Genomic DNA, 13,418 nt, shown 5'->3' with positions numbered 1-13,418 from the left:
CGCGACGACTTCGTCACGACTCGGAGCTCAGATCGCCGACTCGTCGACCTCGCCGGTCCGGATGCGCACGACCTGTTCGACGTTGCTGACGAAAATCTTGCCGTCGCCGATCTTGCCCGTGCGTGCGGCCTTGACGATCGCATCGATGGCACCCTCGGCAGCAGAATCCGTGACGACCACTTCGATTTTCACTTTTGGCAGGAAATCAACCACATACTCGGCTCCGCGATAGAGCTCGGTGTGGCCTTTCTGGCGGCCGAAGCCCTTGACCTCGGTGACGGTCAGGCCGGTGACGCCGATTTCGGACAAGGCTTCACGCACCTCGTCGAGCTTGAACGGTTTGATGATCGCTTCAATTTTCTTCATGCGTCGGCTCCTGGAAAGATGGGCAAGGAAATCCTATCAGAAATCGCGCAACCACAAGTGATCAGTAGGGGTCACGATAGCGGTTGGTGATCGGGTAACGCCAGTCCTTGCCGAAACCGCGCTGCGTGACGCGGATGCCGACCGGGGCTTGGCGACGCTTGTACTCGCTGATCTTCAGCAGATGAACGACCCGTCGCACATCGGCTTCGGCGAAGCCCTGGGCAATGATCTGGCGCGGGCTGAGGTCCTTCTCCATGTAGGCCTCGACGATGGCGTCGAGCACCGCGTAGGGCGGCAGGCTGTCCTGGTCGGTCTGGTCGGGCCTCAGCTCGGCCGATGGCGGGCGGCTGATGATCCGTTCGGGAATGACATGCGAACAGGTGTTGCGCCAGCGCGAAATGCGATAGACCAGGGTCTTGACGATGTCCTTGATGACCGCGAAGCCGCCGGCCATGTCGCCATAGAGGGTGCAGTAGCCGACGGCCATTTCCGATTTGTTGCCGGTCGTCAGCACCAGCGAGCCGGTCTTGTTCGACAGGGCCATGAGGATCATGCCGCGAATCCGCGCCTGCAGGTTCTCCTCTGTCGTGTCGGCCGGCAGGCCGGCGAACTGGGCCTCGAGCATGCCGGCGAGGGTGTGCATCGCCGGCTCGATGGCGATCTCGTCGTAGCGCACACCGAGCAGGCGCACCATCTCGCGTGCCTCGCTGAGGCTCAGTTCGGCCGTATAGGGGGATGGCATCATCACTGCCCGCACCTTGTCCGCGCCCAGGGCATCGACGGCAACGCAGAGGGTGAGCGCCGAATCGATGCCGCCGGAGAGGCCGATGAGGGCGCCGGGGAAGCCGTTCTTGCCGAGGTAGTCGCGTACGCCGAGGACCAGCGCCTGGTAGATTTCGGCCTCCTGGCAGGGCGGGGTGACGATGGTCGTCGGCTGCGGCTCGCCATCGACGAAGTCCACGATTCCCAGCGCCTCCTCGAACTGCGGCAATTGGCCGCACAGCGTTCCGCGTGAGTCGAGGACGAACGAGCCGCCGTCGAAGACGAGTTCATCCTGGCCACCGGTGAGATTGGCGTAGACGACCGGCAAGCCGGTGCTGCTGATCCGCTGCCGCAGGACCTCGGCGCGCCGCTCGCGCTTGCCGATGTGGTAGGGCGAGGCATTGAGGACGAGCAGCACGTCGGCGCCGGCCTCGCGGGCGAGGTCGGCCGCGCCGGCTTCCCAGACGTCGGCGCAGATGTTGACGCCACAGCGCAGGCCCTTGAGCGTCAGCACGCAGGGTGCGTCACCCGAATCGAAGTAGCGCTCCTCGTCGAAGACCTCGTAACTGGGCAGTCGCTGCTTGTAGTAGGTGGCGACCCGGCGACCGCCGCTGAGCAGTGTGGCTGCGTTGTAGCGCTGTCCGTCGCGCTGCTCGGGGTGGCCGACGAGAACGGCGATGTCGGGCAGTTCGCCGGCGAGCACCGTCAGTTCGCTGTCGCAGGCGCTGCAGAAGTCATCGCGCAGCAGAAGGTCTTCCGGCGGGTAGCCGCAGAGTGCGAGTTCCGGCGTCAGCAGCAGGTCGGCGTTCCGCTCTCGCGCACGGCGGGCGAACTCCACGATGCGTGCGCGGTTGCCGCTGAAGTCGCCGACGGTGGCGTTGATCTGGGCGATGGCGATTCTTGCTGACATGTGCACGGCTCCCGGAAAAAAGGGGCGCTCGCGCGCCCCTCCAGCGAACATGCGGTGTGGAACGGACTAGAAGGCCGGCTTGTCCTTCGCCTCGGCGTACGCCCGGACGCCCTCCACGATCTCCTTCTTGGCTTCGTCGGAGCCGAGCCAGCCGATGATCTTGACGAACTTGCCGCGCTCGAGATCCTTGTAATGGGCGAAGAAATGAGCGATCTGGTCGAGGACGATCTGGGGAAAGTCGCGCGGCGACTCGATGTCGCGATACATCGGCGTCAGGCTGTCGACGGGAACCGCGAGCAGCTTGCCGTCGGGGCCGGCCTCGTCCTCCATCGCCAGCAGACCAACCGGCCGGCAGCGCACGACGACTCCCGGCGGCAAGGCAAACTGGCTCACCACCAGCACGTCGACCGGGTCACCGTCGCCGGCGATGGTGTGCGGGATGTAGCCGTAGTTGCACGGATAGTGCATGGCGGTGGACATGAATCGGTCCACGAAGACCGCACCACTGTCCTTGTCCACCTCGTACTTCACCGGATCGGCATGCATCGGAATCTCGATGATGACGTTGAAATCATTGGGGAGCGACTTGCCGGAGGGCACGCGATCCAGGCCCATGTTCGTGATCTCTCTGCTGTTGGTCGGAGTCCCGATTATACGCCGCTAGCCGGCCCCGGCACCATGCAGCCTGACGCCGCGCCGTTCTTCCCGGCGGCTGCCGCCGCCGTCGGGGCCGCCGCAGCGAGACGCTGCAGCCAAGCGAGGATGCGCGCCGCACAGCTCTGCCAATGATGATCGAGGATCATCGCGTGGCCGGCGCCCGGGATGATCTCGAGTTCGGCCCGCCAGCGGCGGGCGACGCGGCGGACCTGGTGCGGCGGGAAGACCATGTCCCGTTCACCGCCAAGCACCAGTACGGGCCGTCGGCAAGGCCGCCGCGGCCAGCGCCACCCCAGCATGGCCATGTCGGCGATGGCGCGGGCGGACTCCGGCTGCACGATCGCCGTCAGTTGCAGCAGTTCCTCGGGTTCGGTTGCCGGCGTGAAGTAGATGTCGCGCAGCAGGCGCAGTCCTTCCTCGTCGCAGACACCGCTGCTCATGCGGGCCACGGCACCGATGAATCCCGGGTGGCGGAGGAACAGGCTGAGGGATGACTCGAGCGTCCCGCCTGGCGGTACCGGCGACATCAGGACCGCGGCCTCGGCGAGCGACTCCTCGAGCAAGCGCTCGGCGAGGAGGGCGCCCATCGAGTGGCCGATGACCACTGGCCGGCTGCCCAGTTCTTCGACCACTGACGTGAGCGCGGCGAGGTAGTCGTCGAGGCCGAGCCGGTCGAGACATTCGCGTCCCTCGCTGCGGCCGTGTCCGGGCAGGTCGACGGCATGGCAGTCGTAGCCGCGGCTGGCGAAGCAGGAGAGGAAGTGCGGCTGCCAGCATCTCGCGTCCACGTAGCCGCCATGCAGGAAGAGCAGCGGTGGGCAGCGGGCGGGTGTGGCTGCCGGATGGCGCAGGATGTGCAGGTCGTATCGAGGCATTGGTGTCGTTCGTTGGGTCGGCAGGGTCAGCATGGGTCTGGCGTCGGTCGTGGCGCGCGAGCAGCGGCAGAGGGGCGAATGCGGCTGCCGCTCACGCGCTGGCGCTGGGTCGTGCGGCGATACGGTCGCGCCACGCCTGCAGGTGGCGCATGCCCTCCTGTCCGGGCTGGAAGCGCATCAGGCCGCGCGCAAACTCGATGGCGCAGAAGGCGGTGATGTCGGCTATGGTGAAGCGGCTGCCGGCAACGAAGGGCTGCTGCTCGAGCTCGCCATCGAGCCAGCGCGCGATGTCCCGCAGCTTCTCGCCCTGCGAACGGCCAAAGTCGGGGAACTGCGGTTGTTCGAGCGGTGCCAGGCCGGGGTGGCAGTGGCGGATCCAGTTGGCGATGCAGCCGAAGAGGTAGAGCTCCACCCGCCGGTCGGCCATTTCGATGAAGGCGCGCTCGGCGAAATCACGACCCATCAGGTTGGGGTCAGGTGCCAGTCCCTCGAGGTAGGTGCAGATCGCCCGCGACTCGCCGAGCGTGCGGCCGTCGTCGAGTTCCAGGGCGGGCACCTTGGCCAGGGGACTGCGTGCCCGAAAGGCTGCCTGGCGATGCTCGCCCCGAGACAGGTCGACGACTTCCGTCTCGATTCCCTGCAGCTCCTTCTCGGCAATGAACATCAGGACGCGGCGCGGGTTGGGGGCACGCGGTGAGATGAAAAGTTTCATGTGTTCCTCGCAGGACGTTCGGAAACCGGTGGCAAAGGGCAACTGTTGGCCGTACGACGGTCGCCCGGAATCAGCTTTCAGGCCGCGGCGACCGGCCCATTTCGACCATCTGGCGTGCTCCCTCGACGAAGCGCCGGGACTCCTCGTCACTGGCGTCGCGGTTGATCGGCGAGGGTGGCGTGTTGATTCCCCGCTGCACTGCAGGTCGCGCGCGAATGCGCTCCAGCCAGCGCCGGAGGTGTGGCAGATCGTCGACTTCGACGCCGGACCAACGATGCGTTCGTACCCAGGCCCAGTTGGCGATGTCGGCGATCGAGTAGTCGCCGGCGAGGAACTCGTTGTCACGCAGATGGCTGTCGAGGACCTCGAAGAGTCGCCGGCATTCGCCCTGGTAGCGATCGATCGCCGGCTGGATCTTCTCCGGCAGGTAGCGGAAGAAGACGTTCGCCTGGCCCATCATCGGGCCGATGCCGCCCATCTGGAACATCAGCCACTGCAGGACGCGCGAGCGGCCGCAGGCATCCGCTGGCAGCAGGCGTCCAGTTTTCTCGGCGAGGTAGATGAGGATCGCGCCCGACTCGAAGACGACGAAATCGGCCGCCGCACGATCGATGATCGCCGGAATCCGGCCATTCGGGTTGATCGCCAGAAACCAGGGCTGCTTCTGCTCTCGTTGCGCCAGATCGAGCGTGTGCACCGAATACGGCAGCGCCAGCTCTTCGAGGGCGATGGAGATCTTGTGGCCGTTCGGCGTCGCAGCGGTATAGAGATCGATCATCGTCGGGGCTCGGATGGTTTGCCGGGAGGAGGCTGCGTGGCTGCGGTCGGGCACCGCGGCACGGCCATCCTAACAGAATCCGCGTGGCCGCAGGCGCCGGCGGACATCCGCGAGCTTCCGGCACATGGCTTGCAGCCTGCCGCGGCGACCGGTCACCGATGGTGTTTGTCACCCGGGCAAGCCGGCAAGGGGACAGCAAAACTGAAAACACGGCACTTACTAAAAAACTCCGTGCAATCGCTTGCCAGGCGTGCTATCGTTGCTGCATGACGAACGGACTTGCACGCTACGAATTCAGCGAACGACTGGCCGACATTCTCGGCGAGTCGCGGCGCGACCTGCGCTTCCGCGTGACCTTGATGGTCACCGGCGGGCTGGTGGCTCCTGGCCCAAGGGGCCGGGGCTCGCCGCCAGCGACGCCGCAGTACGCTGCGCAGTTGCTGCTCGGGGCGATGGCCGCGCCGCAGCAATCGCAGACCATCGAGGCCATTCGCTGCTACGCCGACCTGCGGCCGACGCCGGTCGCGCCGGGTGGCAGCACGCCACGGGTGCTTTTCGGGCCGGCGCTTCCGGCTGGCGGCAGCGAGCAGCAGCCAGTTTGCTGGCCGGCCCTCGAAGGCCTGTCATTCGCCGAGGCGCTGGCCGGTCTGCTCGAGCTCGCCAGCGCCGACGACACACGGGCACTCGTTGCCAGCGAGTTGTTCGGCGTCTGGGTCAATCGTGGCTGTCCGGTTGCCTCGCTGCAGTTCAGCAGCTGGTGGCAGGGTCGCCGTGCCGTCGTCAGTCATAACTACGGCCTCAGCGGCGAATCGCCGCCACCGGCCTGGCTTGATCCACAAAGGGGAGGAACCGCCGACCCGGGTCTCTTCCATGCCGTCTTCCTGCCGGTCCGCAAACTGCTCGAGATCGGCATGCTCACCACCGTAACCGACAACAGGAGTAATCCGATGCTGAACAAACTGGGCCACAAGGTGGCCTCGATCGCCAAGATGGCACAACTGGCGGCGAAGACGCCGCATGGCAGCCGCTGGGAGAAGCTCCTGACGGCGCTGGCCGCCGTACAGGCGTGGTCGGAACAGGTCGACCGGCAGGAGAGCCGGTTGCGTGAGGTCTCCGGCTTCGGCTCCAATCCCGGCGAGCTGCGGATGTACGAGTACCTTCCCGCTGCGCTGCCGCCGCAGGCGCCGCTGGTCGTCGTCCTGCACGGCTGCACGCAGAGCGCGGCCTCGTACAACAAGGGCAGCGGCTGGTCGACGCTCGCCGATCGTCACGGCTTCGCGCTCCTGCTGCCGCAGCAGCAATGGAGCAACAACCCGCTGCGCTGTTTCAACTGGTTCAAGCCCGAGGATCTCGAACGCAGCCAGGGCGAACCGGAGTCGATCCGGCAGATGGTCGAGCACATGCTGGCCGCCCACTCGCTCGACCGGCGTCGCATCTACGTCACCGGGACTTCTTCCGGCGGTGCGATGACGACCGTGATGCTGGCGACGCATCCGGATCTCTTCGCCGGTGGCGCGGTGATCGCCGGTGTTCCGTATCGGGCGGCGAAGGGGATGCAGGAAGGGCTGGAGACGATCTTCCAGGGCCGCAACCTGGCGCCGGCCGAGTGGGGCGAGCGCGTGCGCGCCGCCTCGCCGCACCGGGGGCCGTGGCCGAGGCTGTCGGTCTGGCATGGCGACGCGGATACGGCAGTGAAGCCGGTCAACGCCGAAGAGCTGATCAAGCAATGGAGCCACCTGCACGAGCTGCCGTTGCAGCCGACACTCGAGATGAGCGTCAACGGCTACCCGCGCCGGGTCTGGCTTTCGCCCGCCGGTGAGGAGGTCATCGAGTCCTACACCATCACCGGCATGGCGCACGGCGCCGCGCTCGATCCCGGCCCGGCGCCGCACCAGTGCGGTACCGCGGCACCGTTCTTCAACGCAGTCGGCATTTCGTCGACGCATCGCATCGCCGACTTCTGGGGGCTGCTTGCCGAACAGCCGGTACGGGCAGCGAACGAGGCGACAGTCCGGGCAGCGGCGACACCGGCAGGTGGCGACGCGCCAGCTGGCGCAGCGGCAGCCGGACCGGCGAGCGCGGCGCCGCTGGCCAGCCGCGGCGGAGAGCCGGAGCAGGAAGCTCGCGCGGCCCCGGAAGACGACCACGGCACGGCGGGGGCGGGGCAGGGCGCCGGTCGGCGCCGGTCCATGGGTCTCGACGTGCACGGCATCATCTCCGCTTCGCTCGAGGCCGCGGGTCTCCTCAAGAGCGGGACCACGGCCGGTCGTGCCAGCAGCGGCGCGCCGCTGGGCATCGACGTACCCGGGATCATCTCGACGGCGCTCGAGGCAGCGGGCGCATTGAAGTCGGTCAGCCAGCGTGCCGCCGCGGCGACGACGCCGGCAGCCCGGTTGCAGGCTGCCGGCTGGGAAGGCGACGGCTGGGAGCTGCTGCTCGATGACCCGCGCGCGTTTCGCGGTGGCTCGACGCTCCACGGCCAGGCTTCCTCAGGCGAGCGGGGGGCGCTCGGGCCGCACGCGCACGCGATCTCGCGGCGCATCGAACTGGGTCCGCGGCCCGAGTTGAGCTACCTGCGGCGACTCGATCTCAGCGCCGCGGTAAACGACTACACCAGTGCCAGCTTCCGCATACTCATCGACGGCATCGTCGTCGATGAGGTGACGGCGATCGGCATGCTGCACCAGGAGAGCGAGTGGTTGCGCCAGTCGGGGATCGACCTGGCGCGTTTTGCCAATCGGACGGTGACGCTGACCCTGGAAGTCGCTGCCTATTCGAATACGTACAGCACCGTGCATGCCAGCGCCTGGGTCGAGCAGGTCGTGATCGAGGACGCTGTCGATCTGGCGCCCTGCTGAGGGCCGGGCAAGCGGTCGCCGGCCGGGCGACGCCCTCTGTGGGCGTGCCCGCCGGCGAGGTTGGCGGGGGTGGGGCGACGGCCGGTGGCAGCGCCCGGCGGCGGTCAGCGGTTGCTGAAGACAGGTTTGCGCTTCTCGACGAAGGCGGCCATGCCCTCCTTCTGATCGTCGAGGGCAAACGCCGAGTGGAAGGTACGGCGCTCGAAGAGCAGGCCCTCGGCGAGCGAACTCTCGTACGACCGGTTGATGCACTCCTTGATCATCAGCACGACCGGCAGCGAGAAGCTGGCGATCTTGCTCGCCGTCGCCATCGCCTCGTCGAGCAGCTTGTCGGCGGGAACGATGCGCGAGACGAGGCCGGCGCGCTCGGCCTCGACGGCGTCGATGTTGCGTGAGGCCAGGCACATTTCCATCGCCTTGGCCTTCGAGATCGCCCGCGGCAGGCGCTGCGTGCCGCCAGCACCCGGCAGGATACCGAGGCGAACTTCCGGTTGCCCGAACTGCGCGGTATCGGCGGCGAGGATGATGTCACACATCATCGCCAGTTCGCAGCCACCGCCGAGCGCATAACCGGCGACGGCAGCGATCACGGGCTTGCGGCAGCTCTTCAGCGTGTCCCAGTTGCGGGTGATGAAGTCACCCTTGTAGGCCTCCATGTACGACAGCGACTGCATCACCGTGATGTCGGCGCCGGCAGCGAATGCCTTCTCGGAACCGGTGATGACGATGGCGCCGATGTTCTCGTCAGCCTCGTAGCCGCGGAGGGCGTCGCCCAGTTCGTTCATCAGGTCATCGTTCAGGGCATTGAGTGCCTTCGGGCGGTTGAGCGTGATCAGGCCGACTTTGCCGCGCGTCTCGGTGATGATATTGACGTAGGTCATGAGCAGAAAACTCCTGTGGTGGAATTTGCGAAAGGGGCGTGCGGCTCCCGTTCTCCGGCAGCGGGGACGGGAGCCCTGTTGGCGTGTGGCCCCCGCTGTGTTCCGCGGCGGGGGCCGACAGGGGCTGGCAGGAGCAGGATCAGGAGATGTCCATCTGGAACTTGACCGGGCCGCGCACATCCTTCCCGTTGGCGTCCTTGAAGGCGCCGTTGACCGGCGACTTCTTGCCGTACGGGCTGGTCAGGATGGCGACGTGGCCGCCGAAGAACGCGACCGACTCGAGACCGTCCCAGCCCTCGAGGAACTTGTTGCCGGCGGTGGCGCAGGGCGGCGTGACGAGGTCGTCCTTGATCGCGTAGTTCTGGTACCACGGCACCTTGAGGTCGATCAGACCCTTGATGTTGAGCGGCTTGTCGAACAGCTTGACCGGCAGCGTGCCGTCGTCGGCGATCGGATCCTGGAAGGTGTGCGAACTCATGTTGGCGATCGCCAGCGGCAGGTGTACGCGCTCCTTGAGCAGCCAGCGGAAGAGGGCGGCCGGCGTCTTGCCCGGGTTGAGGTCGGTGGCGCGTTGCAGCGACGCCTGGTCGAGGACCTTGACCAGCGGCGATTCGCGGTCGATGGCGACGAAGCGCATGCCGAGGCTCAGCAGATAGCCGTTGGCCACCTTGTTGCCGCTCGGCAGCGTCGTCGTGATGAAGTCATGGTGCATCGTCGGCATGCCGCTGATGGCGTCACTGTAGGTGCCATCGACCGGCGTCACGTTGGTGATCAACGCGTCGCAGACATCCTGCAGCTTGCCCGAGAGCACGTTCATCAGGCAGATGTAGCCACCCTGGCAGGTGCCGTTGAGCGTCACCTTCTTGCCGCCGTTGAGTTCCATGACCTTGGCGCAGAGTTCGCGCGTCTGCTCGCAGTCCTGTTCCGGGGTCATCGTCTGGACCTTCTCATTGGTCATGATGTCCTTGACGACGCGGACGTAGGTCGGGATGCCCTCGTTGGCGAAGGAATGGCTGTAGCTCTTGTTCTCGTACGGCAGGAAGGAAAGGATGTGGACGCCGAGCATGTACGGCGGCACGAGGATCACCGGCTTGAGATCCTTCCGCACCTCGACGCCTTTCTTCAGCGGCAGGACCTGATAGAGCTCAAAGCCATCGGTTTCATGGACCAGCTTGTAGTTCGCAGTGTTGAAGTGGAAGCCGAACTCGTCGGCGATCGCCTCGATCTGCTCGTTGAAGTTCGATACGGCCTCCATCACTTCGGCTTCACGCCGCATGTAGCCGCCGAGTTTCTCCCCTTCGGCGTTCATCACCGTGTTGAGGAAGGCGCGGGTGGCCTCTTCCATCTGGTCGAAGGCGTAGTCGGCCATCTTGTCCTGCATGCCGGCGAGCCCCTTGCGCGCCATGCCGACGTTGTGCTCGAGGATTTCGAAGGTCTCCATCATGCTCAGCGGATTGTCGCGGGCGGCGGTCATGGCGATGTGCGCGGCAATGAACAGATTGTCGTTGAACTCGCTGATCTCGCGGTTCGAGGCGCGCATCATGGCCAGCGTATACCGCCACCAGCTCGTCGTGAAATCGGGCATTTCCCTAAGCAGTGCATTCATTTCTTGAAACCTCCAGCAGTTAGACGTGATACCTGAGTCAAAAAAGGGTCAGCCCACGGCGGGCCACCCACGCTTACCCTGGTTCCACCGCGAGGGCAGACACCGACGATTTTCCGAGGTGATTCCGGCCGACACACGGACGCCGCCTTGCGGCTGCCGCACGCGCCCCCTCTCTCCGATGGCGGTAGGCGCCATCGTCAGCGTGTCTGCAGCTCGTTTGAGTACCAGCCATGTGCCGGCGGGATCCGTTGGGCCGCGCTCGATTGCGCAGCGCACAATACATTCTACTCCTCTGCGCGCGATTTGTTCACGCCGTTTCGCACTTGCCCGTCCGGGCCTCGCTCAGGACTGCCGCAGCAACCCCACAGGCTTGTTGAATGTGCTCTGCAGCTTGCCGCAGGGGTCCGCGGGGCAGGGGCTGCAGGCGTCTGCGGGAGTTTCGCGTGGTAGCGCTGTCGGCGGTCGCGCAGGCGATGTATAGTACGCCTCTGTTGCGCTGCGACAGGGCTGCACCGCTGACCTCCGGGGTCGGCAGACGGAGGCCCGCCGCGGCTCGGCCGGAGGAGAGTACGATGCTGCAACTTGCTACGCTGATCAACCACCACGCGGCGTTTCGGCCCAATGAACTGGCCCTCGTCTTTGAGGATGAGCGGCTCAGCTGGTGCGACTTCGCCGCCCGCGTCGATCGCTGCGCCTGTCTGCTGCAGTGGCTCGGCGTGCGCCGCGGCGACCGCGTCGCCACCGTTCTCGCCAACTGCCGCGAGTTGCTCGAGATTTACTGGGCGGTGCCGGCGATCGGCGCCGTCCTCGTACCGCTGAGCCCGCTGCTGCTGGCCTCCGGGCTGGCCAGCCTGCTGCGCGACGCGGGCGCCGTCTGCGTGATCACGCAGCGTTCGCTGGCGCCGATGCTCGAAGAGGTGCGTGGCGAACTGCCGCAACTGCGCGCCGACCGCATCCTGCTGGTGGACGGCGCCAGCGGCGATTTCCCCGACTACCGGGCGCTGCTCGGCAGTTGTCCCGAAGGCGCCCACAGCCCGGTTCCGGTTGCCCAGGACGAACTGTTCAACATCATGTACACCAGTGGCACCACGGGTCTGCCGAAAGGCATCATGCACAGCCATTTCGTGCGCGCGATGTACTGCACGCTGTTTGCCGCTGCCTGGCGGATGCGGCCGGAATCGGTCGTCCTGCACACCGGCGCGATCGTCTTCAACGGTGCCTTCGTCACCCTGATGCCCTGTTTCTATCTCGGCGCGCGCTACGTCCTGCTGCGCCAGTTCGACGCGGTCGAGGCGATCGAGGTCATCGCCCGCGAACGCGTCACGCACACCATGATGGTCCCGGCGCAGATCATCGCCATACTCAACGCGCCGAACTTCGCACCGGAAAAGCTCGCCTCGCTGGAGATGATCCTCTCGCTCGGCGCGCCGCTGTACCAGGAGCACAAGGACCAGCTCAACCGTCTGTTGCCGAACCGCTTCTACGAACTCTACGGCCTGACCGAGGGCTTCTGGACGATTCTCGACCGCACGCAGTCGCTGCGCAAGTCGGGCTCGGTCGGGTCGCCGCCCTGTTTCTTCGAGATGCGCATCGTGCGCGAGGACGGCAGTGATGCCGAAGCCGGCGAAGTCGGCGAGATCGTCGGTCGCGGCCCGTCGCTGATGCTCGGCTACTACGGCCGGTCCGACCTCACCGACCAGGCGATCCGCGACGGCTGGCTGTACACCGGCGACCTCGGCTACGCCGATGGCGAGGGCTACCTCTACCTCGTCGACCGCAAGAAGGACATGATCGACAGTGGCGGCGTCAAAGTCTATCCGAAAGACATCGAGGAGGTCGCCGCTCGCCACCCGGCAATTCGCGAAGTCGCCGTTTTCGGGGTGGCACACGAGAAGTGGGGCGAGACACCGGTCGCCGCCGTCCTCCTGCGTACGGGCGCCAGCGCGACCGCGACCGAGCTGCGCGACTGGATCAACGATCGTGTCGGCGCCCGTTATCAGCGCGTCCACGCCGTGCAGATCATGGATGATTTCCCGCGCAATGCCGCCGGCAAGACGCTCAAGCGGGAGATGCGCGACGGCTACAAAAAGAGACACGACGCCGGCCGGTGACCGCTCATCATGCGTGCGGATTGCCGTTGCCCGAGTCGTCAGCTTGCTGGCAGAGGAAGTCGAGCAGCGGCAGCGCCGCAGCGAGGCGTTGCGCGGCAAGCTCGACCAGGCAATCGGCGGTCGCTTCGGCGAACGACAGGGGTGCCAGCGCGATGAAATCCTTGCGCCGGATGTCGTCGATCGCCGGATGATCCGGGGCGTAACCGCGTGGTGGCCGGCTCAGGCTGTCGCCGGCGAGCGCCCAGTGCGCGGTGAACCGCGGATCGTCGCGCACGGCAAACCAGCGCTGCGGTTGATCGGCGATGCGCCCGCGGATGTCGGCGAGTAAGGCCGGGTCGGGGTGCCAGCAACCGGCACCGAAGAAGCAGCCATCACTGGCGAGGTGGACATAGAAAGCCGCGGCATGCACATCCTTGCCGAGCTCGTGGCGAAACTGGATGCCGATGTTGGTCTTGTAGGGACGCTTGTCGCGGCTGAAGCGCGTGTCGCGATGGATGCGCATCAGTGACCCGCCGGTCGGCCGCGGATCGGCCCGAAAATGCGGGGCGAAGCGCCGCAACCCGGGCGCCATCGCGGTGATGAAAGCCAGAGCTGGCGTGCGGACCAGCGTTTCGTAGCGCTCCCGGTTGGCGGCGAACCATGAACGCTCGTTGTGGGCCGCAAGTTCGTCGAGGAAGTCGAAGGTGGCCTGGCTGAACATGGCGGATTCTCCTTGACGTCGGTCTGGTTGCGCAAGCGGGCGCCTGCAGCACGCATTGTTGCGCTTGCCGGGCAGCCAGTAAAGACGACTCCTGATGTCGCCACCGGGTTCGCTCGTTGGCCGCTGTGCCGATGTCCCGGTGTCGGGCGATTGGCCGAAGATGGCGGGCCGCGTCGGTCGCCGGATGGGCCACGGATGGCGG

The 13,418-nt window shown here is 66.3% G+C and carries 11 protein-coding genes; 2 read left to right on the top strand and 9 right to left on the bottom strand.

What is annotated here, in order from left to right; translation table 11 throughout:
- Nucleotides 1-27 precede the first annotated feature (27 nt).
- The 6 genes from V5B60_RS16985 to V5B60_RS16960 form a co-directional block, all read right to left on the bottom strand.
- Nucleotides 28-366, bottom strand: a complete 339-nt coding sequence (locus V5B60_RS16985; protein ID WP_034940402.1) for a P-II family nitrogen regulator — start codon at nucleotides 364-366, stop codon at nucleotides 28-30.
- Between the two features lie 61 nt (nucleotides 367-427).
- Nucleotides 428-2,038, bottom strand: a complete 1,611-nt coding sequence (locus V5B60_RS16980) for an NAD+ synthase (RefSeq protein WP_332348476.1) — start codon at nucleotides 2,036-2,038, stop codon at nucleotides 428-430.
- Between the two features lie 66 nt (nucleotides 2,039-2,104).
- The gene (ppa, locus tag V5B60_RS16975) at nucleotides 2,105-2,653 is read right to left on the bottom strand and encodes an inorganic diphosphatase (RefSeq protein WP_332348474.1); all 549 of its coding nucleotides are present in this window, start codon (nucleotides 2,651-2,653) and stop codon (nucleotides 2,105-2,107) included.
- Nucleotides 2,654-2,688: 35 nt separating this feature from the next.
- Complete coding sequence (locus V5B60_RS16970) at nucleotides 2,689-3,570, bottom strand: alpha/beta hydrolase (protein ID WP_332348473.1); 882 nt, start codon at nucleotides 3,568-3,570, stop codon at nucleotides 2,689-2,691.
- Between the two features lie 91 nt (nucleotides 3,571-3,661).
- Nucleotides 3,662-4,282, bottom strand: coding sequence for a glutathione S-transferase family protein (locus tag V5B60_RS16965; protein WP_332348471.1), 621 nt, complete (start codon nucleotides 4,280-4,282; stop codon nucleotides 3,662-3,664).
- Between the two features lie 70 nt (nucleotides 4,283-4,352).
- Nucleotides 4,353-5,060, bottom strand: coding sequence for a glutathione S-transferase family protein (locus V5B60_RS16960; protein ID WP_332348469.1), 708 nt, complete (start codon nucleotides 5,058-5,060; stop codon nucleotides 4,353-4,355).
- A gap of 266 nt (nucleotides 5,061-5,326) precedes the next feature.
- On the opposite strand from V5B60_RS16960, the gene V5B60_RS16955 reads away from it, so the two are divergent.
- Nucleotides 5,327-7,918, top strand: a complete 2,592-nt coding sequence (locus V5B60_RS16955; RefSeq protein WP_332348467.1) for an extracellular catalytic domain type 1 short-chain-length polyhydroxyalkanoate depolymerase — start codon at nucleotides 5,327-5,329, stop codon at nucleotides 7,916-7,918.
- Between the two features lie 104 nt (nucleotides 7,919-8,022).
- On the opposite strand, the gene V5B60_RS16950 is transcribed toward V5B60_RS16955, so the two are convergent.
- Together V5B60_RS16950 and V5B60_RS16945 are read right to left on the bottom strand one after the other, a co-directional pair.
- Complete coding sequence (locus V5B60_RS16950) at nucleotides 8,023-8,799, bottom strand: enoyl-CoA hydratase (RefSeq protein WP_332348465.1); 777 nt, start codon at nucleotides 8,797-8,799, stop codon at nucleotides 8,023-8,025.
- A 139-nt stretch (nucleotides 8,800-8,938) separates the two neighbouring features.
- Complete coding sequence (locus tag V5B60_RS16945; protein WP_332348463.1) at nucleotides 8,939-10,405, bottom strand: metal transporter; 1,467 nt, start codon at nucleotides 10,403-10,405, stop codon at nucleotides 8,939-8,941.
- Between the two features lie 572 nt (nucleotides 10,406-10,977).
- On the opposite strand from V5B60_RS16945, the gene V5B60_RS16940 reads away from it, so the two are divergent.
- A complete protein-coding gene (locus tag V5B60_RS16940; protein WP_332348462.1) occupies nucleotides 10,978-12,516 on the top strand; it encodes a class I adenylate-forming enzyme family protein in 1,539 nt (512 codons plus the stop codon).
- Between the two features lie 7 nt (nucleotides 12,517-12,523).
- On the opposite strand, the gene V5B60_RS16935 is transcribed toward V5B60_RS16940, so the two are convergent.
- Complete coding sequence (locus tag V5B60_RS16935) at nucleotides 12,524-13,216, bottom strand: DUF2461 domain-containing protein (RefSeq protein WP_332348460.1); 693 nt, start codon at nucleotides 13,214-13,216, stop codon at nucleotides 12,524-12,526.
- Between the last annotated feature and the right edge of the window lie 202 nt (nucleotides 13,217-13,418).

It is taken from the genome of Accumulibacter sp. (assembly GCF_036625195.1).
Lineage (GTDB): Bacteria > Pseudomonadota > Gammaproteobacteria > Burkholderiales > Rhodocyclaceae > Accumulibacter.
Note: the sequence above shows the minus strand (reverse complement) of the source record. Positions and strands in the feature narration are given on the sequence as shown.